Annotated in this window: 23 protein-coding genes and 1 tRNA gene; 6 read left to right on the top strand and 18 right to left on the bottom strand. The window is 29.9% G+C overall.

Annotation, left to right across the window (positions count from 1 at the left end; genetic code table 11):
* Positions 1 to 5 precede the first annotated feature (5 nt).
* The 6 genes from ACZ5B9_RS03395 to wzy form a co-directional block, all read right to left on the bottom strand.
* On the bottom strand, positions 6 to 839 hold the full coding sequence (locus ACZ5B9_RS03395) for a glycosyltransferase family 2 protein (RefSeq protein ID WP_464423360.1): 834 nt from the start codon (positions 837 to 839) through the stop codon (positions 6 to 8).
* Between the two features lie 21 nt (positions 840 to 860).
* Positions 861 to 1,634 carry an endonuclease/exonuclease/phosphatase family protein gene (locus ACZ5B9_RS03390; protein ID WP_464423359.1) on the bottom strand — a complete coding sequence of 258 codons (774 nt, stop codon included), beginning with the start codon at positions 1,632 to 1,634 and terminating at the stop codon, positions 861 to 863.
* Between the two features lie 168 nt (positions 1,635 to 1,802).
* Positions 1,803 to 2,570 carry a glycosyltransferase gene (locus ACZ5B9_RS03385; RefSeq protein WP_464423358.1) on the bottom strand — a complete coding sequence of 256 codons (768 nt, stop codon included), beginning with the start codon at positions 2,568 to 2,570 and terminating at the stop codon, positions 1,803 to 1,805.
* 9 nt (positions 2,571 to 2,579) lie between these two features.
* Positions 2,580 to 3,053: a GNAT family N-acetyltransferase gene (locus ACZ5B9_RS03380; RefSeq protein WP_464423357.1), complete on the bottom strand. Its 474-nt coding sequence runs from the start codon at positions 3,051 to 3,053 to the stop codon at positions 2,580 to 2,582.
* Between the two features lie 21 nt (positions 3,054 to 3,074).
* The gene (locus tag ACZ5B9_RS03375; protein WP_464423356.1) at positions 3,075 to 3,905 is read right to left on the bottom strand and encodes a hypothetical protein; all 831 of its coding nucleotides are present in this window, start codon (positions 3,903 to 3,905) and stop codon (positions 3,075 to 3,077) included.
* A 130-nt stretch (positions 3,906 to 4,035) separates the two neighbouring features.
* Positions 4,036 to 5,430, bottom strand: coding sequence for an O-antigen polysaccharide polymerase Wzy (gene wzy, locus ACZ5B9_RS03370; protein ID WP_464423355.1), 1,395 nt, complete (start codon positions 5,428 to 5,430; stop codon positions 4,036 to 4,038).
* A gap of 336 nt (positions 5,431 to 5,766) precedes the next feature.
* On the opposite strand from wzy, the gene ACZ5B9_RS03365 reads away from it, so the two are divergent.
* Positions 5,767 to 5,907: a hypothetical protein gene (locus tag ACZ5B9_RS03365; RefSeq protein WP_464423354.1), complete on the top strand. Its 141-nt coding sequence runs from the start codon at positions 5,767 to 5,769 to the stop codon at positions 5,905 to 5,907.
* A 121-nt stretch (positions 5,908 to 6,028) separates the two neighbouring features.
* Here ACZ5B9_RS03365 and ACZ5B9_RS03360 read toward each other — a convergent pair whose 3' ends face one another.
* Positions 6,029 to 6,208 (bottom strand): hypothetical protein, encoded by a 180-nt coding sequence (locus ACZ5B9_RS03360; RefSeq protein WP_464423353.1) that lies wholly within the window; start codon positions 6,206 to 6,208, stop codon positions 6,029 to 6,031.
* Between the two features lie 328 nt (positions 6,209 to 6,536).
* On the opposite strand from ACZ5B9_RS03360, the gene ACZ5B9_RS03355 reads away from it, so the two are divergent.
* Positions 6,537 to 6,662, top strand: coding sequence for a hypothetical protein (locus ACZ5B9_RS03355; protein ID WP_282705127.1), 126 nt, complete (start codon positions 6,537 to 6,539; stop codon positions 6,660 to 6,662).
* Between the two features lie 205 nt (positions 6,663 to 6,867).
* Here ACZ5B9_RS03355 and ACZ5B9_RS03350 read toward each other — a convergent pair whose 3' ends face one another.
* The 4 genes from ACZ5B9_RS03350 to ACZ5B9_RS03335 form a co-directional block, all read right to left on the bottom strand.
* The gene (locus ACZ5B9_RS03350) at positions 6,868 to 7,782 is read right to left on the bottom strand and encodes an SPFH domain-containing protein (protein WP_021770292.1); all 915 of its coding nucleotides are present in this window, start codon (positions 7,780 to 7,782) and stop codon (positions 6,868 to 6,870) included.
* Between the two features lie 35 nt (positions 7,783 to 7,817).
* Complete coding sequence (locus ACZ5B9_RS03345) at positions 7,818 to 8,243, bottom strand: NfeD family protein (protein WP_464423352.1); 426 nt, start codon at positions 8,241 to 8,243, stop codon at positions 7,818 to 7,820.
* A gap of 214 nt (positions 8,244 to 8,457) precedes the next feature.
* Complete coding sequence (locus ACZ5B9_RS03340) at positions 8,458 to 9,057, bottom strand: hypothetical protein (RefSeq protein WP_314113995.1); 600 nt, start codon at positions 9,055 to 9,057, stop codon at positions 8,458 to 8,460.
* 241 nt (positions 9,058 to 9,298) lie between these two features.
* Positions 9,299 to 11,944 (bottom strand): valine--tRNA ligase, encoded by a 2,646-nt coding sequence (locus ACZ5B9_RS03335; RefSeq protein WP_464423351.1) that lies wholly within the window; start codon positions 11,942 to 11,944, stop codon positions 9,299 to 9,301.
* A 363-nt stretch (positions 11,945 to 12,307) separates the two neighbouring features.
* On the opposite strand from ACZ5B9_RS03335, the gene ACZ5B9_RS03330 reads away from it, so the two are divergent.
* Together ACZ5B9_RS03330 and ACZ5B9_RS03325 are read left to right on the top strand one after the other, a co-directional pair.
* Positions 12,308 to 13,228 (top strand): DDE-type integrase/transposase/recombinase, encoded by a 921-nt coding sequence (locus ACZ5B9_RS03330; RefSeq protein WP_464422627.1) that lies wholly within the window; start codon positions 12,308 to 12,310, stop codon positions 13,226 to 13,228.
* Positions 13,229 to 13,371: 143 nt separating this feature from the next.
* Positions 13,372 to 13,447: transfer RNA gene (locus ACZ5B9_RS03325), tRNA-Thr, on the top strand.
* A gap of 183 nt (positions 13,448 to 13,630) precedes the next feature.
* Here ACZ5B9_RS03325 and ACZ5B9_RS03320 read toward each other — a convergent pair.
* The 3 genes from ACZ5B9_RS03320 to ACZ5B9_RS03310 form a co-directional block, all read right to left on the bottom strand.
* Complete coding sequence (locus tag ACZ5B9_RS03320) at positions 13,631 to 14,173, bottom strand: OmpA family protein (RefSeq protein WP_464423350.1); 543 nt, start codon at positions 14,171 to 14,173, stop codon at positions 13,631 to 13,633.
* Positions 14,174 to 14,190: 17 nt separating this feature from the next.
* Entirely contained in the window at positions 14,191 to 14,643 is a 453-nt protein-coding gene (locus ACZ5B9_RS03315) for an OmpA family protein (RefSeq protein ID WP_464423349.1), read from the bottom strand.
* Between the two features lie 108 nt (positions 14,644 to 14,751).
* Positions 14,752 to 15,762 carry a YiiG family protein gene (locus ACZ5B9_RS03310; protein WP_464423348.1) on the bottom strand — a complete coding sequence of 337 codons (1,011 nt, stop codon included), beginning with the start codon at positions 15,760 to 15,762 and terminating at the stop codon, positions 14,752 to 14,754.
* 244 nt (positions 15,763 to 16,006) lie between these two features.
* Between ACZ5B9_RS03310 and ACZ5B9_RS03305 the strand changes: the two genes are divergently transcribed.
* Positions 16,007 to 16,507, top strand: coding sequence for a TlpA family protein disulfide reductase (locus ACZ5B9_RS03305; RefSeq protein ID WP_464423347.1), 501 nt, complete (start codon positions 16,007 to 16,009; stop codon positions 16,505 to 16,507).
* 364 nt (positions 16,508 to 16,871) lie between these two features.
* Here ACZ5B9_RS03305 and ACZ5B9_RS03300 read toward each other — a convergent pair whose 3' ends face one another.
* The 3 genes from ACZ5B9_RS03300 to ACZ5B9_RS03290 are packed head-to-tail and all read right to left on the bottom strand — an operon-like array spanning position 16,872 to position 19,627.
* Complete coding sequence (locus ACZ5B9_RS03300; protein WP_464423346.1) at positions 16,872 to 17,837, bottom strand: SPFH domain-containing protein; 966 nt, start codon at positions 17,835 to 17,837, stop codon at positions 16,872 to 16,874.
* A 20-nt stretch (positions 17,838 to 17,857) separates the two neighbouring features.
* A complete protein-coding gene (locus ACZ5B9_RS03295; protein WP_464423345.1) occupies positions 17,858 to 18,544 on the bottom strand; it encodes a PspA/IM30 family protein in 687 nt (228 codons plus the stop codon).
* Positions 18,545 to 18,574: 30 nt separating this feature from the next.
* The gene (locus tag ACZ5B9_RS03290; protein WP_464423344.1) at positions 18,575 to 19,627 is read right to left on the bottom strand and encodes a TFIIB-type zinc ribbon-containing protein; all 1,053 of its coding nucleotides are present in this window, start codon (positions 19,625 to 19,627) and stop codon (positions 18,575 to 18,577) included.
* 334 nt (positions 19,628 to 19,961) lie between these two features.
* Between ACZ5B9_RS03290 and ACZ5B9_RS03285 the strand changes: the two genes are divergently transcribed.
* The gene (locus ACZ5B9_RS03285; protein ID WP_036072034.1) at positions 19,962 to 20,327 is read left to right on the top strand and encodes a hypothetical protein; all 366 of its coding nucleotides are present in this window, start codon (positions 19,962 to 19,964) and stop codon (positions 20,325 to 20,327) included.
* Between the two features lie 169 nt (positions 20,328 to 20,496).
* Here ACZ5B9_RS03285 and queA read toward each other — a convergent pair whose 3' ends face one another.
* A complete protein-coding gene (gene queA, locus ACZ5B9_RS03280; RefSeq protein ID WP_464423343.1) occupies positions 20,497 to 21,519 on the bottom strand; it encodes a tRNA preQ1(34) S-adenosylmethionine ribosyltransferase-isomerase QueA in 1,023 nt (340 codons plus the stop codon).
* Positions 21,520 to 21,587 lie beyond the last annotated feature (68 nt).

Below are 21,587 nucleotides of genomic sequence, written 5' to 3'. Positions count from 1 at the left end.
TTCTCCTAAATTTTATATTTTGTATATCCAATTTTTCTACCCTTCATCACAACCCTATGATACCTTTTATTTCTTGTAACAATCATTCCAACAAAACTTCTAAACTGCCGTTTCCAGTATTTCAGAATGTAAAATTTGTTTTTTCTACCCTTTACTTCCTTTTTTACCAATGCTCCAAAACCTAGAGCATATTTATAGGCACGTTCCAAATCATTATAATTTCCCTTTTTAGCTGGATGGTAAATTATATCATTTGCAAAATATCTTCCCTTGTAACCTTTGTGAAGCAATGTCAGCACATAGTCTGTTTCTTCTCCACTTCCAAAAGTTGCACCAACTCCTAAATTTTCATCAAATAAAATGATGTCATCCTTGCCATAATTTACAAAAAATGTTATAGATTTCACAGTCGTATCGACACTATCCTTCGTTATTTCCGTGTCTTTTTTCTCCATAACACCTGTTCCATAGTTTTTCCCACGTTCAAGTGTACGGCACGAGTAAATTCGATAATTCTTTTTTCTTTCAAAAAATTCTACAACTTTTTCAAGTGTATCGGGACTATATTCACAATCATCGTCAGGAAATCCCACAATTTCGCCTTTCATCAAGATAAGTCCTCTATTTCTATTTAGGCTTAACCCTTTTTCATCACTTTTTACATATTTTATTTTAAAGTCCTCTTCGTAGTCTTTCACAATTTCAAAAACTTCATTTCCTTCATTCTGATCCACTACAATTAGCTCAAAATCTTTATAAGTCTGTGCCTTCAGGCTTTTTAGAAACAAATCCAATTCTGTTGTAACATTTATTGTTGGCATTACAAGGGAAATTTTCATACTTTACATCTCCTTCTTCTTTTATTTTATATCTAAAATTGTCATATACGGAAGATGATCCGACAGTTTTGTCCAGTCCTGCGTTGCATCATTAATAAAATAGCTTGATTTTACCTTCCATTTTTTCGACTGGCTACCAAAAATATAGTCAATACGTGGATCTGAAAGCGTTCTTACACCACTAGCATTGGATTCCATGTAAGTATCTCTCCAGTCTTTTGTAATTTCTTCATAATATTTTGTCGTTGGCAAAAAATTAAAATCTCCACTCAAAAATTTTATATCATCCTTGTCAAAAAATTTTGTAAGTAAGTCCAGCGATTCCATTTCTTCAGGTTTTATATGCTGTTTAAAGTCCAAATGTGTATTCATAACCAGCACCTTTTTCCCAAAAGTTTTTTTAGAAAGCTCTGCAACTACAAGCTGTCTTCTTTCTACTCCTTCCGATGGCAATTCATAAGTATATATTTTCTCAAGCGGATATTTTGAAATAAATGAAATTCCATATTCTCCACCATCATAATCTCTTGATTTCTTAAAGAAATAATAATCATAACCAAGAACTTTTGCAATATCAGAAGTTATATCACGAAAATTACTTCTTTTCGTAAACTTGTCAACTTCCTGAAGTGATACAAAATCAGGCTCATACGGCTTAATGCTTTCACCTAGTTTTTGACCATTAGTAAGTCTTCCCCCATAAATATTATATGTCATTATCTTAAATTCCTTCGCCCAGCTAACAGTTGCCCCAAAAATCATAAGCGACAACAATATTTTTTTTAAATTATTCATTTTTCCAATATTTCTCCTAATCCTTCTTTATTTTCTCAAAATAACAGCTTCTCTCCTACAAATTTCATCTGTTATTTCAAATTTTTCATTCAATTATATCACTTTTTTTAGTATCTACCAAACCTTTTTATTTTTACTTTTTTATTTCTATCTAAATAATCCTTATTTTTATCTCTTTTCCTTCAAATAATATCTCGCAATTATCCTCATCTTTTTAACCAGTTTTTTTATCCCACTCAAATGCTTCGTTTCCAAAAACAATCTAGCCTTTAAACTGCTCCAGCTGTCATTCCACCAATGAATTCCGTATGTTTCAGGTTTTATGCAATCATCAGAATAAATTTCCTTAAATCCATAAGGATAAAAATATTCTTTCGGAAAAACAACTATTTCCCTATTTTTCAAAACATTTTCCCTTTTCTCGCTCAAATTATATTTTTTCTCAAAAGTACACGTAAAAATTTTAGGAATCGTCCAAATCGGCTTTTTCCAAATGTCATTCTCGTAAAAATCTTTAATGTCCTTTAACACTTCATTATGCTTAGTTGTCCCAAAAATCCCAACACTTATGTGTTTTTCATCTTCATAGCCAATAAAAAAATTCATCTTCCCATTTTTAGAAAATTCATCTTTTCCTTCCAAAATCGGTGTCAAATCTTTAATTATTTCCATATCCGTATCCACATAAATTCCAGAATTTTCATACATAAAATGCACTCTCATATAATCCGAAACATACGCCCAAAGCCTTCTTTCGTAACATTCACGAAAAAATCTATTTTTCGCAAGATGTTTTTCCATATCAAAATTTTTCTCATTTATCTCTATTATTTCAAAATCAGGCAGATTTTTCTTCCACGATTTCAGACATTTATAAAAAATATCTGGTTTTTTGGCATTTCCAATCCAGACATAATATATTTTTTTTTCTATCATTATTTTCTCCTATTTTTCATCTTTTTTCATAATCATCATATACTTTTTCATCGGATTTTCAGTAACATTCACAACTTCAAATCCAACTTTCTCATACAATTTCTTTGCCCCCGCATTATAATCGAACACATTTAACGTAATCGAATTCCCGTCCTCATCTTGAAAAATTAAATTTATAAACTCTATCAAAGCCCTTTTTCCAAGCCCTTTTCCAGTAAGCTCAGGATTAATCAAAAACCGTCCAATATGAACATTCTCCGTTTCTTCACGTATTTTCTGAATAATCCCAATAAATTCATTTTTACAAAAAATCGAATAAACATTACTCATATTGTCAATTTGGCTGACTGTAAGTGGAAAATCAAGACTTTTTCCAGCCCATTGCTCAAGAAAGCCCTTTCCCTTTTCATTAGTCCATTTGACTATATCATTTTTATTTTTATCATTTATTCCGTCTATTATTTCTATATTTTCTATTTCCATCAACGTTAAACTCCTATTTTTCTACACCAACTCATACTCAATTCCATTAACAATACAAAATTTAACTATTTCTTCATAAAAAGTTTCGTAATCCTCATCCTTTCCAGAATTTTTAAACTCTGAATTTTTAGAGATAATTAGTGTATAAACCTTTTTTTCATTATTTCCAAAAATTTTTAACATTCTGTATCCAAAATCTATCGTTCCACTTTTTGTATTAGGACTTGTAATCATTAACTTTTTTATATCATACTTACTGTATTTTTCATCATCAATACTTATAAAATTACTAAATATTTTTATAATTTTCGGTGTATAAATTTTCATTCTGATTAAAGAAACAATTTGTAAAATAATAGCTCCCAAAATAATAATTATCAAAAAGTAATTCAAGAAAATATTATCAGAATATTTAACTACTATCAAGACAATAATTATCTTAACAGCATCATTTTTAAAAATATTTTTACATTTTTCTACAAGTAATTCCTTTTTTGGAATCTCAAATACTGTATTTTCAATTTCTTCTTTTTCAATTTGAAATTCATAAATAATTTTTTCAAGTTTTAAGCAATTTTTCTTTCCAAATAAAGAAATAACAACATAACAATAATCTATCGAAAGATATTTAACATCACCATAAAATAAATTATTCTCATTAAATATCCTAACATTATCTTTTTCTATTCTCCTACACCAAACTTCTTTTCCTCTTTCATAATATGTCAAAATATCATCAAAGACTTCAATTTTTTTGTTAAAAACAAAAATAGATAAAATTAAAAATAGTATGATTGAAAGCAGAACAGTTAAAAAGCATTTAAAAAATATTTCATTTATTGAAAAATCCAAAGAAAATCTCCACCCCCAAAAAAGGAATACTGGAATATAAACCAGTCTACACACTATTTTTAATTTCTCCACCCAATAGACTTTAAATACTAATTCTTGCTTATTCAATTCCGTTCAACTCCCTAAAAAATCAAATCAGTTCCTTCTTTTCCTCAATTTTCCTATACATATAGTCAAAACTAAAAATCAGGACATAAACTGCTATTAGCATTGCCATATTTTTTATTAGACCTTCCCCAAAGAATGAGCCTCTTGGGATATAAAATAAATTTGGTATGAAGTAATAGCTTGTTAATAATAAAAATCTATTTTTTACAACATATTTTTCGTATTTTATAATAAAAATTCCAAGCAGAATTGAGATTATAATTAACCAGAAGTAGCCTAAATCATACATTTCTGCAATATAGTTTGAGCCGATTCCTTCCCCTTTTAAATAAGCACCTGAATTTAGGTAATATGTTAATTTATCCGCAATGGAGTTGGTTGTGGCAAGCGTTTCCAGCGACTGTGGCTTAAAGCCGAATATTCCCTGCAAGATGTAGGGATAACTTCCGTTACCAACAATGCTGTGCTTAAAATTGATTGTGTAGCCAAGCACAAGATAACTTACTCCTTGAGAAAATAGAAAATTAAAAATTGTGTTTATCAAATCCAAACTGAATATTTTTTTACTTCGCACAGACACCAGAATTTGTGAAAAAATCACGGTAAATCCTACTAATTTTACCATCGTCTTGGCTTTTATCCTGATTCCATAGACTTTTGCGTAATACCACATTATAAAAAGCAGCTGTGTCAAAAATATTGCTCTTGCCCCCTTGAATGAATCCAGCAGTTTTACCATAAGATAAAGTGAAGAAATTGTCAAAAATTTTCTTTTGGATGGAATTGAAATTAAAAATATCAAAAATCCAATTGTCATCACTGTACCAGAACCTTTTGTAAATGCAGGATAATCAACTCCTTTTAAAATCCCAGTATAATAAGCCTCGTATCCAGCCCGCAAAATAACCCTTAGCTGAATAAACATCTTGTAGGCTAAAGCAGGCAATGAAATTATAAACAGAGCCATTCCGACATTCGTAAACAGCCTTCTGCTTTCAAGCGTAACACTGCTTCTAATCTCACTAATCTTCTCGTTTGAAATCGCAATGAAAAATCCTAGATGCGTAAACAGTAACACTAGCAGAAAAACATTTATTATCTCATTTCTCACATCATAAAAAAAATAAAAATTAGCAAACTTCGTAGCCCATCCAAACTCCTTATAATTCACAATATCTAGAAATATCCTTGTAAAATTAAACAAAAACAGCGTATACAAAAAAATCATATACGAATTTAGCCACTCCAAATAAATTTTCGCTGTAAAAAACGTATAAATATAAACACCCATAAGCAGGCATTCCAAAAATTTCATCTCCAGCGCCTCATTCTGAAAAGTAGCTACATTTTTCAAAAACAGCACAAAAGCAATAAAAAATATATGAAATATCAAAAACCCAATTTTATCTTTTTTCATCAATTTACCTCTATTTTTCAAAATTTTTTCTTATATTATTTTCTTCTAAAATTTTATCATATCGGTATTAAAACTTCAATCAGAAATGTTGTATTTTAATATAAAATCTATCTTTTAGATTATTTAATTTTTTTACTTTAAAATCGTTTTCATTTACTAAATAAAAATTTTAAATCTAACAACTTTCTAATGAAAACAAAAAAAATAGTCTTATAACTCAATATAAACAATACTTTTTAAAACAATAAACAAAATAATACAAAGGAGCTGATTTTTATATGAAAAGTCTATCTAAAATTTTGATTATCACTATGCTTGGCTTGAGTGTTGTCGGATGTGAATTACTTGATCCAAAAGGATAGGAGAAGGCTGCAGAGTACAGAAGAGAAAGAGGAAGAAAATGTTATCGAAATCAGTATGGAAATGTCTATTATGAAGATACTAAATAAAATATTAATTTATGAATTAATGGAATAAAAATACAATACTTAACCAAAAAAGACAGGAACACATTCCCAAATCTGGAAAGCCCCTGTCCTTCAAATTCATTGTTTTTAAACTTCCGTTATTCGTTTCATCTGTTCCGTATCACACATAGCTAATATGTTCTGTTTCCATAATCGTCCTTGCAGTAAACAGTTCCACTAGCCCTCCTATAACATGTTTCTCCTTTTTCGGCAGTATCCCGTTCTACTTCTTTCCAGAATTTAGGGTCAAACAGCTCACACCCCGCAACAGACATCGCAAGAATAATCATCAGTAAAACTTTCTTAAACATCCCATACCATCTCCTTCTGTTTTAAATATCTATTCCAAATTACCATTCCATTTTATGTATTAACTGCTTATGTTTTTATATTTTTATTGTACAATATTTTATGTTGGAATACAAGGTGTTTCTGTATTTCTTTAATTTGCTCTTTTCAAAGTTTTAGCTGTTATTCTTTGGATTTTAAGCGATTTAATACTATTTACCCATTTAAATAACGAAATTATTACAAACTTTTCTAATAAAGGGTATAAATCTAATATTTTCAAATAATTAAAATATAATTTTCATTTTTCAAACAGATTCTAGTATAAATAACCCGTCGGAGCATTTTTCTGTGCTGGCAAAACTGTCTGAGCATAGCGAGTTTTTTGGCAGTGCAGAAAAATGTCGTAGACTAGCCATAGGTTGTAGGATTTGCGGCAATGAGCAATCCTATGAAAATAAAAAAGAAAAAACATAGTAATATGAAAAAATATTTATTAATCAAAATATCTAAAAAATAATTTAATTTAATGATTATGAATTAGCTATTAAACAACCTTATTATAAAAATTTTAAATGAAATTTAGTATAAAGCTATTTTTTTCAAGATTATATTATTACAATCTATATAATTTAAAAATTTCCAAAAAAAAGACTGAACATTTTGTCCAGTCCCATATAATCTATTTTTGTTCCACATCTTTATCTTTTTTAGCAAGTTCCGAAAATGCTGTAACCATTCCAGCCAGATTTTGCAGCTCGCTTGGAATAATGATTTTTGTTGATTTTCCGTCTGCCACTTTTTCAAATGTTTCCATTCCTTTTAGTGACAATACCTCTTTTGTTGGTGCTGCTTCGTTTAACAGTTTCAACGCTTCTGCTTGCGCTTTTTGAATTGATAAGATTGCTTCTGCACGCCCTTCTGCTTCTTTTATCTGCTGTTCCTTTTTAGCTTCTGCTCTTAAAATTGCAGCCTGTTTTTCTCCTTCTGCAACCAAGATTGCCGCTTCCCTTTTTGCTTGCGCTTCCAGAATATTTGCTCTTTTTTCACGTTCCGCCTTCATTTCCTTTTCCATTGCTACACGAATGTCAGCTGGTGGCAAGATGCTTTTCAATTCCACACGGTTTACTTTTATTCCCCAGGGATCTGTGGCATCATCCAGTTCCTGACGCATTTTCGTGTTGATAATATCTCTTGAAGTCAATGTCTGATCGACTGTCATATCTCCAATAATATTTCTCAAAGTTGTCGCTGTCAAATTTTCAATTGCTGAAAGTGGACGCTCTACTCCATAAGTGTACAGCTTCGGATCAGTTATCTGAAAATAAACAACTGTATCAATTTGCATTGTGGCGTTATCCTTTGTAATAACAGGCTGTGGAGGAAAATCCACAACTTGTTCCTTTAAAGACACGCTTCTTGCAACCCTGTCAAAAAATGGATTCAGAAAGCTAAGCCCCGAACTTAGGGATCTGTCGTATTTCCCCAATTTTTCAATAATAAGTACACGTGATTCTGGTACAATCTTTATTGATTTAAAAATGTAAATTAACGCTATTACAATAAGAATAACTATTAATGGTAAACTCCAATACATAATAATATTACCTCCTATTTTTATTTAAAAAATTATCATTTTCTTTCAAGAATTATCTTGTTGCCTTTAAAGCCTTTAATTTTAACAATTTCTCCATTTGACAATATTTCCTCGCTTACTCCTGTCCAAATGGACCCTTTAAATTTTACTTCATATTCCTTTTCAGCTTGTTTAGTATCGACCACTTTTTCAATTTTTACATCAGTCCCTTTCATGCTCGCATCAAAATTTGTCTTTCTTTGCGATTCAATATATTTTCTCAAGACTGGACGTGTAAATATTAGGAAAAGTACCGAAAGTACAGCGAATATTAAAAACTGTATTAGCGAATCTTCTATAAAATTTGCAAGAAACATTACAATTAAAGCTGAAAGTGCAAACCAGATTGTTACAAGCCCTGGAATAATTATTTCCAGAATTGCCGCTGTTCCTGACAAAATTGCCCAAAATAATGCTCCCATTTTTCTCTCTCCTTTTTTCTGATAAATACTTCAACTACAAAATCTTAAAGTCCTGAAAAACCTACTCCAACATGAATCGAATTTGTCCCTTTTCCAGTACTGCTGCAAGCTACAAGTGTAAACAAAATCATAATCAAAATAATTAACTTTTTCATTTCATCCTCCTAACTTTTTCAGTTATAAATTTTTAAATTTTAGTAACAAATTTATCGTTCTACTTTATAACAAATCTCCAGTTGCCATCAACTTTTTCCATTAATTCTCTGCTTTCTCCATAACTATAAACAGCATTTTTTAAATTTAATTTCACAACTTTTCTTGCAGTATCCTTTATTATGCTGTCTATTTTTTGTCTGTCTGTATTTGATAAAATTTTTCCATCAATTTTTTCAAAAGAATAACCCATTTGTCTTTTAAATTCATTTTTAAACATTGCATCATATTTAGGCAGAGAATTTGTTCCTATTGTCGGAGTTTTGTATTTAGCTGTTATTTCTGCTTTCTTTTCACTTAAAAATTCAATTTTAGTGATTGTTATTTGAGCATTTGTAGACAGTATAATAAGCGTTTCATCAACAAACTTACTGTATATCTCGTCTGATAAATTTTTATTTTTTTTATCTTCTATACGCGAAAAATGATTTTTCAATCCAGATTCTGTGAATGTATTTATTACACTTTTTTCTATAAGCACAGAATTTTTTTCCATTTCGTTCTGCGTCATTTTTACCGAAGTTCTTTTAGAAATTTTATATTGCGCTGTAAAACTTATAGAAAATACCATTAAATACAATAATATTAAGAATTTTTTCATAGCTTTAATAACCTTTCCTTAAATTTAAAAATAAACTCCAACTCCACCATGCAATCCACCTGGTCCAACACCTACATTAGCTGATAAGCACGAACTTAAAGCCAAAGTCAATAAGACCAATATCAAAAACTTTCTCATATTTCCTCCATTTTAAATTTATTTTACTTAATATATTTTACAATATCATCTTAATTTTTCAATTTTTTATTTCTTAAAGTTGTCTAATAAATTAAATTTTATATTATTTATACAAATTCATTGATTCCTTAAACTTGACAATTTTGTTTTCAAGCTCTTCTTTTATTCTTCTTTCTTTTTCTACAGCTTCAGGTTTTGCTTTCGCAACAAAATTTTCATTAGATAATTTTTTCAATACTTTATCCAGTTCAACTTGAGTTTTTTCAATGTTTTTCTCCAATTTTTCAATTTCCTTGTCCAAGTCAATTAACTCTGCTAAAGGAACAAAAATCTCAGTTGTGTCAACTAGTCTAAATCCTACAAGTTTTGGAATTTCAACATTAAATTCATATTTTTCAACATTTGCCAGTTTATCCAGTATTTTGGCATTATTTTGTAAAATATTTCTTGCATTTTCATCAGCTGTCTTGAAAATAACTTCAATTTTCTTAGAGGGCGAAACATTTGCTTCTCCACGGATATTTCTAATTGCTGAAATAATTTCCTTCAGATAGTCAAATTCCTTTTCAGCATCAATATTTATAAACTCTTTTTCTTCTTTTGGAAAATCTGATAACATAATTGTTTCTTCGCCAGTTTGTAATTTTTGCCAAATTTCCTCAGTAATAAACGGCATAAATGGATGCAGCATTTTCAGCCCTTTATCAAGAACGTGTCTTAATACCCATTGTGCCACAACTTTATCACTACCCTCCTGTCCATATACACGTGTTTTGGCAATTTCAACATACCAGTCACAAAAATCTCCACGGAAAAATTCGTATGCCAATTTTGCAGCAGCGTCCAGTTCATATTTTTCCATATTTTCATTAATCAATTTTGAAGCAGTCTGCAATTTAGATAAAATCCATTTATCTTCAAGTTTAAATTCCGAATTATCCACAGTTGTTGAAACATCAAAATCTTCCAGATTTGACAACACAAATCTTGATGCATTCCACACTTTATTAGCAAAAGCTGAACCCATTTCAAGCAGTTTTTCTGAAAAATGAATATCCTGCCCTTGTGAAGTATTGTATAAAAAGCTGAATCTTATTGCATCTGCACCATATTTTGCTATCAAGTCAAGCGGATCAGGCGAATTTCCTAAAGATTTACTCATTTTTCTACCTTTTTCATCCCGTATAATTCCGTGCAGATAAACATAATTAAATGGAATTTCATCTTTTATGTAAAGACTCATCATTACCATTCTTGCTACCCAGAAGAACAATATGTCTGCCCCTGTAACAAGTGCATTTGTTGGAAAGAATTTTTTCAGATCTTCAGTTTCATTTGGCCAGCCCAATGTTGAAAATGGCCATAATGCTGATGAAAACCAAGTATCAAGCACATCAGTTTCTTCCGTCAAGTTTACATCTTTTCCAAATTTTTCACGTGCCTGAATTTTTGCCTCTTCCAGACTTTTTGCCACAAAAACTGTTCCATCTTCTGAATAATAGGCAGGTATTCTGTGTCCCCACCAGATTTGACGCGAAATTGTCCAGTCCCTTATGTTTTCCAGCCAGTTGTAATAAACCTTTTCCCATCTTTTTGGCGTAATTTGAATTTTTCCATTTTTTACAACTTCCAATGCTCTTTTTGCAAGCGGCTCCATTTTTACAAACCATTGCGTAGAAACTCTTGGCTCGATAACCGAATTACATCTGTAGCAATGTCCCACAGCATTTTTATGATCTTTTACTCCGACTAGCAGTCCCTGCTCTTCCAAATCAGCAAGTATAGCCTTTCTAGCGGCAAATCTTTCTAGCCCTTGATATTTCCCACCATTTTCATTTACATGTGCATCTTCTGTAAAAATATTTAAAAAGGCAAGTCCAGTTCTTTTCGCCACTTCAAAGTCGTTAGGATCGTGTGACGGAGTCATTTTAACTACCCCAGTTCCAAATTCCATATCTACGTATTCATCTGCCACAATTGGAATTTCTCTATTCATAAGAGGCAAAATTACAGTTTTTCCAATCAAGTGTCTATATCTTTCATCATTTGGATTTACTGCAACTCCTGTATCTCCAAGCATTGTTTCAGGACGAGTTGTAGCAATTACAAATTCCTCATCGCTATCTTTAACTGGGTATCTGATTTCCCAGATTTTTCCATTTTTATCCTCATGATTTACCTCATCATCAGCAAGTGCCGTCTTATCATGCGGACACCAGTTTACAATATATTCTCCACGATAAATAAGTCCATCATTGTAAAGTTTTATAAACACTTCCTTTACAGCTTCCGAAAGCCCTTCATCCATAGTAAATCTCTCTCTTGTCCAGTCCAGCGAAACTCCCAGTTTTCTAAGCTGCTTCGTAATCAGCCCGCCATGTTTTTCCTTCCATTCCCAAGTTCTTCTCAAGAACTCATCATATCCAATTTCCTCTTTGGAAGTTCCTTCATCAGCCAACATTCTTTCAACTTTATTTTGTGTAGCAATCCCAGCATGGTCCATTCCTGGAATCCAAAGCGTATCAAACCCGCTCATTCTCTTATACCTAATAATAGTATCCTGTATTGAATTATTAAGCATATGCCCCATGTGCAAAATCCCTGTAACATTTGGCGGCGGAATAGCAATTGAATATCCTGGCTTTTCTGCATTGTGCTGTGCATTAAAATACCCTTTTTCTTCCCATATTTTATACCATTTATCTTCTATTTCATTTGGTGAATAAACTTTATTCAGTTCGTTTGGCATTATTTTTCCTCCTGTTTTAATTATATATAATTTTTATTTAAATTTTTTTATTTCACAAATCATATTGTATATTTTATCACAAAGATGAGTTTTTTTCTACTTTTATAAAAAAATTAACAAAAAAAGCTCACTAAAATGATTAATCATCATTCAAATGAACTTTTTACAACAAATCTTTTAAATTTCAATAAAATTAACAAGTCTTAATAACAAAAGTATACCACAAGGTCTTTTGAAAAAACAATAAAAAATCAAATTAAATTTGTTGTGAGATAATACATATGTGACAAGAATATACAAAAAAAGAAAGGTTTCTGATATTAATGTAAATCTACCAAACCACATTAAGGAGAAACCTTTCATATGAGTAGTATATCAGAAATATACCGTGTTCGTCAACGGGCAATTGAGTATGCAATAAAACATAATAATAATTCAAAGGCAGCAGTGAAGTATAAGACATCACGTCAGCAGATAAAACGTTGGAGAGACAGATACGACGGCACAGTCCAATCTCTTCTACCAAAAAGCAGAAGACCTAAAAGCCACCCAAACCAGCACACGCAAGAAGAAATAGAACTGGTTATGAAAAAATACAGGAAATTTGGCTATGAAGGGCTGGCAGAAGTTTATGTCAAAGCAAGAAATGAAGGCTACGGCCGTACATACGATTCAATGTGCAAGATAATAAGGAAAATGAAGGGTAATGCCAAAGAAAAGCTTAAAAAGCTACATAAAAGAAAAAAGAAGGTTGAACAGGCTAAGTACCCTGGGGAAAGAGTACAGATAGACATAAAATATGTTCCGGAAGAATGCATACAGTTTGGTACACGTGACCAGAAGTATTATCAAATAACGGCATTAGATGAATATACAAGAAAAAGAGTGTTAAGAATAGCAGATGAAAAAAGTACCTATCAGACTGCAAAGTTTCTAGAGAACTTGGAAAAGGAGCTGGGATTTGACATAAAGAAAGTTCAGACAGACAACGGGAAAGAGTTCACAAATTCTGAAAGTGATAAGAAAACACTGTTTGAGCTGAAACTGGAGGAGAAGGGGATAGAGTACGTGACAACCCGTCCATATTCGCCATGGGAGAATGGAAAAGTGGAAAGAAGCCACAGGCTTGACAGCAAGTACTATGGGGACAAGAAATTTAAAAGCAAGGAAGAACTGTTAAGGGCAATAAGGAAATACAATACAAGATACAACAACATATCAAGAAAAGTACTAGGCTTTAAGAGTCCAAATGAAGTATTAAAAGAGTACAAGGAAAATCAGTAGGTTAAAGATATATTAGGAAAGAAATATTTTTTTTAATATATTTTTGTAACAAATGTTTGACATCTATACAAAACAATAAAAAATCAAATTAAATTTCCCTTGACATTACAATAAAAATCCGATATAATATCTTTGTAAATTTTGCCGCTTTAGCTCATCTGGTAGAGCAACTGACTTGTAATCAGTAGGTGGTTGGTTCGAGTCCGACAAGCGGCACCACTTTATAAAAATCACTCATATTATAATTTAGAACTATTTTATTTCAGTAAAATAGTTTTTTTTTATAAATTTTTGAAAATATTAACTTTAATTTTTGGTATTAAATTATAAAATATTTTATAACTCAAAAAGAATAATAATCATAAAAATTTATAATAATATTTCTTTAAATTCATTTGATATTTATTCATTTATAAATTTTGATTCTTTATATTCCAAATCATTTAAAATGATTTCAATTCTTCTATTATTATATCTTCCTTCTACAGTTTCATTTGTATCCATAGGTTCTTTCCCACCTTTTCCTATAATTTTCACAATGGAAAATCTTTTATCTAATCCATATTCCCGCAATAATTTAGCTGTATTTATTGCCCTTTCCAAAGATAATTTTAGATTATGTTTTTTTGAACCAGTTGAATCTGTATGTCCTATAATTTCAAGAGAACCTTTTTCTATATGGACATTAAGCATATTTGCAATGTATTTCAAATCATAACTTTCAGATTCATTCACTTTTTCTCCATCTACCTTAAATCCATGAACTACGCATTTTCCATCTGTTATAATACAAGGCGGAAATCCAAAATTTATCTGAGTTGACATTGGGGTTTCTGGAATATAATTAGTATTTCCCATATTAATTTTTTCTTCTTTTTTTAAAATTTCCTCTGCCTGCACACTCATACCTGTTACTATCATCAAAAGTATAATTAATTTTTTCATAATCTTTGTTTCCAATTTTACTTACCTTCTTGATTTTCAAATTCCACATTATTCAAAAGAATTTCAACCCTTCGGTTATTATATCTGCCTTCAACTCTGTCATCTGTATCCACAGGCGAATTTGCTCCTTCACCTTTTATTTTTCCAAAGGAAAATCTTTTATCTAGCCCAAATTCCCTCATTAATCTTGCAAAGTTTTTTGCCCTTGTTTCTGATAATTTTAAATTATGTTTTTGTGAACCTGTAGAATCTGTATGTCCTATAACATCAATTGTCCCTGATTTGCCATATTTATTCAATATATCAACAATCTCTCTAACACTAGAAACTTCTGATTCATTCAGAATATTTCCATCTACCTTGAATCCTCTTATAACACATTTTTTTTCACTTACAGAACAAGGCCCTCCTAAATGTGCCATTGCATTTATTCCAACTGCCATTACCAAAAATATAATTGCTTTCTTCATTACTATCACTCCTTAATATTTTTTCATTATAATTATAACACATTTTTGCAAAAAAAAAAGAAAAATCTGATAAAATCAAATCTTTCTTTCATAAATTAATTTTAATTATTATTTTTTAGTTTTTTTCGCTAATAATGTATTGTGTTCCTTTATTACTTCATTGAAGTTTGCAAGTACATTTTCTGGTGTTCCTTCCTCAGTCTGTGCAAAGAAACTGTCACTTACAGATGAATGCGAAGCTTTTTCCTTTTTCTCTATTCTTTGGATAAATACATTTACAGATTGCCTAAATTTATTTGCTTTCTGGATAAATTCACTGTGGTCTCCAGGATTATATCCTTCTTTTCCAAGCTGTTTTGTATTTTTTATAGATTTTTCAAATTTATTAAAAAGTTTATCCATTTTTTCTTGAATTTTTTTAAATTTTTTAATATTTCCTTTTACTGTAAAGTCGCTTGCATCAAGTCCTTGCTTATGGATTTCCTTTATAACTTTATCACCTTCTTCAATAAATATAAACTGATTATATGTTATAAATTGTTTTCGTTTATCATAATCTTTTATCATCAGTTTTTTGATTTCATTGGATTTTTTTTCAAAAACTTCTTTATAACTTTTTGTCACTTGATTATATTTATCTAGTGAAGCAAGTAATTCTGTATGCAATGTTTGTGCTTTTGCGTAATTATCTTGTAAATATTGTTTGTTTTTGTAATATGTTTTCATTTCTTCAGCAACTGGTAACATTTTTTCAAGTATTGGAATCATAGCAATCGCCTTTTTATCTAGTTCATCTTTTTTATCCTTGCTTGCTGATAATTCCTTTAATTTATCAATAAAGTTTTTATCTATAGCAATATCTGCTTCAATATCTTCAGTCTGAATATTTTTAAATTGTTTATCCATTCCTGCATCTTCAAAATAATACAACAACCCTTTATCGACATTTAATATCCTGTTGTAAAATCGTATATGTTTATTATATTTATCTTTGTTTTTCTCTAATATGATCTGTTCTTTAGAAACACCACTTAACGATTTTTTCTCTACCTTTCCCGTTTGCCACGATAAAAAAACAATAACCAGCATTATTACTACTATTGCTCCTATTTTTTTCATATACCTTTTTCAATCCTCCTTTATTTTTTAACATCTAATTTATTTTAAAAATTTTTATTAACCATGTTTTAACTTCTTTGAGTTTAATTTCAAATTTATTTCACTACCTATACAATTATAATAATTTTTACAGATAATGTCAAATAAAAATAATATATTTGTAAAAAAAAATTATTTTACATATTCTGAATAATATTATATAATCTAATTAACAATTTTAAATTTATAGAAAGAAGGGATACAAATGAAAAAATTATTAGTTATTATTTCAATGTTTATAGTATTTTTAGTTGGATACGGAAAAACAAAACCTTTTGAGGTAAATATGGAAATTGGAGCAAAGATTCCTAGCTTCGAGTTAAGAGAATTTAGTGGAAAATATATAAAAAGCAGAAAAATATTGAATAATGGTAAACCTACATTATTAGTATTTGCTGCCGAATGGTGTCCACACTGCCACACTGAATTACCAGAAGTTCAAAAATTTTATGATGAAAATAAAGATAGTATAAATGTAGCAGTTATATTTACAAGCAGAAGAACAAATTTAACATCAACAAAGCAATTTGTTGCAGAAAATAAATTTACTTTCCCCGTTTACTACGATGCCAATCAATCACTAATGAAAGGATTTAAAATTAAAAGCGTTCCAACTAACATTGTAATTCAAAATTCAGTTATAGAAAATATTAATGAAGGAATACTGGATTACGATAGTTTAAAACAATTATTCTATATTAATTAGTTTTTTTAATTAAATAATCAAAAAAATAAAAATTAGTAGGTTTTATAAGTTTTTTGAATTCATTATTACAATCATTTTACTATTAAATCTACTAAAATAATTGTAAAACATGATCTAATAACTAGACATAAAAATCAGTTTAAAGATCATGTTTTTTTATGACAAAACAACATAAAATTTATTTTTTTACTTGTATTTAAAACTTTTTAATATCAAACCAATAATAACAAACAATATTATTGTACACTCAAACCTATTTAAAATTAAACTACTAAAATAATCTACATTAATAAAAATATGGACTAATCCTAAAAAATATTAAGAAATATTAGTCCATATAATTTTATGCTCCGAATTATAAAAATCAATACAATTTAGTTCCACATTCTGGGCAGAATTTACTGCCGTTTGTTTTTGTACCGCATTCTGGGCAGAACTTTGGTGCAGCAGCGTTTCCTGCAGATTGTTGACTGTTTTGCATTTGATTTGACTGGTTCATCTGATTTGCCATTTGTTGTCCCATCATCATTCCCATCTGCATACCTGCCATATTTCCAGCCATATTTCCTGCTGCTCCGCCATTTTCCATTGAGTCAGCCATAGACATTTGAGTATATTTATTTACATCTCCAACCATACTTTGTCCTGCCGCCTTTTCCTGCATTCTCTTGACTTCTTCTGGATAACTGAAGCTGGAAATAGAAAAACTAGGAATAGAAAGTCCTATTTTTCGCATTTCAAAGTCCATATCTTCTTTTATGCCATTCCCTATTTCAAATGAATTTACTTGAAGATTGAACATATCTTTTCCTTCTCTTGCTATCCATTTCATAAGAAGCTGATCTAACATTGAAATTACTCTTTCCTTTACATCATCAATGTTAAATTGCTGTTTAATTCCAGCAATTTTATCAATTAATACGTTATGGTTATCAACTTTACAAGCCATTGTACCAAAGGCTCTTATTGGCATTCCTCCTGGAAGTCCTAGAGCTGGAATATTAATGGCGTTTTTAGTTCCCCACTTTACAGTGATTTCTTTTGTATTGACAAAAAGCACTTCTGCTCTCATTCCTGAATTAAATCCAAATTTAAACCCCTTCAATGTTGATAGAAAAGGCACAATTTGAGAGGCAATATCATAACTTCCCTCATTTTCAAACACACCTTCTACTTTTCCATTAAAAAGAAAAATTGCATCCTGTCCAGGTCTTATAATTAATCTTGAACCTTTTTTTATTTCCTTATTTGACCATTTCCAAAAAATCATCTCATCATTAAATTGCTCCCATTCTACTACGTTCGCAAGCTGATTGCCAAATAATCCCATTTTAAACTGCTCCTTTCAATTTATAAACCCATTTCCTTTTTCAATCTTTCCAGTTCTTCATCAACTGCTGATGAACTTTCTGATTCCCCACTGTCATATTTTTTCATAAGATCATCTACTTCATCTTTTTTAGGTGAATTAAGCTCTATAGACGCATTTGCTTCATCTAACATTCTATCTACTTTTTCTTCAATCGAATTAAACGAATCCATTTTTCCACTTATTCCAGTAGAAGATGTCATTGAATTAATTTTTTGTGCAGATTTTGCCATTTTTATTTTGGCTTTTATTTCATTTCTTTTTGCATTAAGTTTTTGTATATCTGATGTAAGTTTATCATGCATTTCTCTCATTTTCAAAGAATTTTCAACCGCAATCATTTTTTCCTTTTCTAAAGACTCCAGCTTTATCCTGATAGACTCCTTCTTTTCCAAGAACATTCTTGCATCTGCTTCATTTCCTGCTTGAAGAGCTTTTTTTGCATAATTTTCCATTTTTTTAATTTCATCTTCACATTCAGCAACTTTTCTCTTCGCAGCACTTTCCTGTGCCATTACAGCAACAGTTTCAGCCTTTACACTACCTAGATCCTTTTCCATATCTCTTAGATACTGATCTATCATTTTTTCAGGATCCTCCATTTTGTCCAATAATGCATTAATATTAGACGACATAATTGTTTTAAATCTTTCTAAAATACCGGCCATTTTTATTCCTCCTAATTATTTTATTAAATTTTATTTATATAAATAGTAAATTATTGCTGCAGCTACAATTATTGCCGCTATCACAGCAAATGCTATCTTAACTGCAGATTTCGGATATTCTCCCACCATTATTCCACTTTCTCCATTTATAAGAACTTGATAGGATTTTCCATTAAAAGAATAAGACATTGTGTATACAGGCAATAATAAAAGTCTATAATATTCATTACTCCAATAAACATCAAATCTTATATTCCTTACTCTGTCATATTTTCTTAAAACATCCGAACTGATAGTATTATAAATTCTATTTTCCATTATTTGCTTAGATTCTTCATATCCTTGCCTCATAGGAACCTTAAAAATTTCAGAATTATAACCTGACAAATATCCTGAAGCAAAATCTATTGTGTCCTCCACATTAAATCCACCTAGATTTCTTATAAGACTGTCCTTTAATGTTCTAGAGGCCCGCATTATTACATTTTCAAATTCATTTTGAACATTTCCTCTTACAAAATACCAGTCTGTAACTATTCTAGTCTTTATCTTCCCATCTTCTTCATAAGTTTCTGTTCTATCAATCCCTCCTTCAGCAGTATACTCACTATCCGCATCAGTATCAAAAGACCAGTATGGAAGATATATGCCTGTAACTTTCCCACTTTGATACAAAGTTTTCAGAACATTTGGGGCAAACCATCTTTTTTTTATCCATTCTGAAAAAAGCTGACCAACTTCTTTTTTATCAATCAAAAAAGGTTTCATTCCATCTGGTTCCAGCACAGATACCGCCTTTTCACTAAGCACAATATTTGAATCGCAGTAAGGACATGTTTGGGAAGTTTCAAAAGTATCCATTTCAATTGTAGCTCCGCAAGAACTACACTCCACAATTGTCTTTCCTTCACTTATTTGATTTTTTATTCTATTTTCATAATTATTTATACCATGTCTTTTGTTTGTAAAATTTTTTAGCAATTCTTCTTCTGTTCCACAATTTTCACATTTCAAATTCCCAGATTTTGGATCAAACCGCATCATTCCGCCACAATTTTTACATCTGAAATCATCACTTTTCATATTAACCACTTCCTTATTTAAATAACACCATTTTTTATTTAAATTTTTCCTAAACAATATAAAAAATTATTTTTTCATTACTTTATATTATACCATAAAAAAATGTAAAAAGTCGTAATAAATAAGACTTAAAAACAAATTATCACTAAATATTTTATTTACGTAAACAATTACAATTTTTAGGAAATAACTCAAAAATTGTATTGTATTTAGCTATTTTGTATGGTACACTTCTATTGAAAGGTAAGCAATATAATTTATGTTAATTAAAAATACATTATATATCTATCTAAAATTAGACTTATTAAATGTTTATTTCAAGGAGGAGTTTATCATGAAAAAATTTAAATTTTTAGCTATATTTTTATTTTCTGCAGTTATTGGATTAGCAGGTATATCTAAATCATCTGCGAGTTCTTCTGATGTAATTAAGAGCCCTGATTCAAAAAATGCAATGTATATACCTAATGGTAATGGATTTACTAAATACATGTCAACTTCAGGATTGTCACAAGATATACTTAATGATATCAAATCTATACTAAATAACATAAAAGGTCAAACAATATATGTAAGAGATTACTCAATGTACCAAAGACTAAAAAGCTTAGGGGCAAGTGATATAACTAATTCATCAGATGAAATAGTCAAAACTGCAAAAGCTAAGTACGGTTATAACATATATATGGTTAGATTTTAGTTATAAGTTGTAATTATTATTTTAGTATTTTAACATAACATTTAATAGTTTATAATTTTAGTAATTTAATTCTACTTAACCAATAACTTTAATTAAATTAAACTGTTTCATTAATTTAGATCTGTAAAGTTTATGAAACAGTTTTTTATTTTTTATCAGAATTAATATTTTAATAAATAAACATCGAATCTCCAAAACTATAAAATCTATACTTTTCTTCAATAGCTTTCTTATAAGCCTCAAAAACAAACTCCTTACCACCAAATGATGAAATTAACATAATTAAAGTAGATTTTGGTAAATGGAAATTTGTAATTATTGCATCAACAATTTTAAAATTATAATCTCCATAAATAAAAATATTTGTATCCCCTTCTGAAGCTATCAGTTTTCCATTTTCGTCAACTGAAGATTCCAATGTTCTTACCGATGTAGTTCCTACTGCAATTACACGATTTCCTTTTTCTTTAGCCTCATTAATAATTCTAACCGTTTCTTCAGGAATACGATACTTTTCACTATGCATTTTATGATCCAGAACGTTTTCCACCTGTACTGGACGAAATGTTCCAAGTCCCACATCCAAAAATACTTCTGTTATAATAACTCCTTTTTCACGAATTTTTTCTAAAAGTTCATTTGTAAAATGAAGACCTGCAGTCGGTGCGGCTACTGATTCCCCCTCTTTAGCATAAACAGTCTGATATCTATCCTTATCCTCCAATTTTTCCATAATATATGGTGGAAGCGGCATTTCTCCCAATTTATCCAAAATTTCCTCAAATCTTCCTTCAAAATTAAATTTTATAATTCTGTTCCCATCTTCCTTTATTTCCAGAAGTTCCGCCTCTAATACTCCCTCCAGAAATATAAGTTTCTGTCCAATTTTTAATTTTTTAGCAGGTTTTAGCAAAACTTCCCACGTATATAAGTCGTATCTTTTTAAAAGAAAACATTCCAGCACAACCCCATTTTCCTTATGCCCAAACAGTCTTGCGGGAATAACTTTCGTACGGTTAATTACTAGAACATCATCTTTTTTTAAATAATCGATAATATTATAAAATTTTTTATGTTCCAATGTTTTTTCTTTTTTATTTAATACTAATAATTTTGAATGATCTCTTGGATTTACCGCATGCTGTGCTATCAGTTCCTCAGGCAGTTCAAAATCAAAATCTGAAATTTTCATTTAATTTATTTCTCCTATTTCTATATTTTCTTTTTTTATTTTTGCTTATTTCAAAGGAAACAGGGAAT

It is taken from the genome of Leptotrichia sp. SK-5 (genome assembly GCF_055387215.1).
The sequence above is the reverse complement of the archived record's forward strand: the minus strand, read 5'-3'. Positions and strand labels throughout refer to the sequence as shown.

Coding starts and splice junctions, on each gene's coding strand:
- ACZ5B9_RS03395 (WP_464423360.1), bottom strand. CDS start 839: ATGAAAATTTCCCTTGTAATGCCAACAATAAATGTTACAACAGAATTG.
- ACZ5B9_RS03390 (WP_464423359.1), bottom strand. CDS start 1,634: ATGAATAATTTAAAAAAAATATTGTTGTCGCTTATGATTTTTGGGGCA.
- ACZ5B9_RS03385 (WP_464423358.1), bottom strand. CDS start 2,570: ATGATAGAAAAAAAAATATATTATGTCTGGATTGGAAATGCCAAAAAA.
- ACZ5B9_RS03380 (WP_464423357.1), bottom strand. CDS start 3,053: ATGGAAATAGAAAATATAGAAATAATAGACGGAATAAATGATAAAAAT.
- wzy (WP_464423355.1), bottom strand. CDS start 5,430: ATGAAAAAAGATAAAATTGGGTTTTTGATATTTCATATATTTTTTATT.
- ACZ5B9_RS03360 (WP_464423353.1), bottom strand. CDS start 6,208: ATGTTTAAGAAAGTTTTACTGATGATTATTCTTGCGATGTCTGTTGCG.
- ACZ5B9_RS03350 (WP_021770292.1), bottom strand. CDS start 7,782: ATGTATTGGAGTTTACCATTAATAGTTATTCTTATTGTAATAGCGTTA.
- ACZ5B9_RS03345 (WP_464423352.1), bottom strand. CDS start 8,243: ATGGGAGCATTATTTTGGGCAATTTTGTCAGGAACAGCGGCAATTCTG.
- ACZ5B9_RS03340 (WP_314113995.1), bottom strand. CDS start 9,057: ATGAAAAAATTCTTAATATTATTGTATTTAATGGTATTTTCTATAAGT.
- ACZ5B9_RS03335 (WP_464423351.1), bottom strand. CDS start 11,944: ATGCCAAACGAACTGAATAAAGTTTATTCACCAAATGAAATAGAAGAT.
- ACZ5B9_RS03330 (WP_464422627.1), top strand. CDS start 12,308: ATGAGTAGTATATCAGAAATATACCGTGTTCGTCAACGGGCAATTGAG.
- ACZ5B9_RS03320 (WP_464423350.1), bottom strand. CDS start 14,173: ATGAAAAAATTAATTATACTTTTGATGATAGTAACAGGTATGAGTGTG.
- ACZ5B9_RS03315 (WP_464423349.1), bottom strand. CDS start 14,643: ATGAAGAAAGCAATTATATTTTTGGTAATGGCAGTTGGAATAAATGCA.
- ACZ5B9_RS03310 (WP_464423348.1), bottom strand. CDS start 15,762: ATGAAAAAAATAGGAGCAATAGTAGTAATAATGCTGGTTATTGTTTTT.
- ACZ5B9_RS03305 (WP_464423347.1), top strand. CDS start 16,007: ATGAAAAAATTATTAGTTATTATTTCAATGTTTATAGTATTTTTAGTT.
- ACZ5B9_RS03300 (WP_464423346.1), bottom strand. CDS start 17,837: ATGGGATTATTTGGCAATCAGCTTGCGAACGTAGTAGAATGGGAGCAA.
- ACZ5B9_RS03295 (WP_464423345.1), bottom strand. CDS start 18,544: ATGGCCGGTATTTTAGAAAGATTTAAAACAATTATGTCGTCTAATATT.
- ACZ5B9_RS03290 (WP_464423344.1), bottom strand. CDS start 19,627: ATGAAAAGTGATGATTTCAGATGTAAAAATTGTGGCGGAATGATGCGG.
- ACZ5B9_RS03285 (WP_036072034.1), top strand. CDS start 19,962: ATGAAAAAATTTAAATTTTTAGCTATATTTTTATTTTCTGCAGTTATT.
- queA (WP_464423343.1), bottom strand. CDS start 21,519: ATGAAAATTTCAGATTTTGATTTTGAACTGCCTGAGGAACTGATAGCA.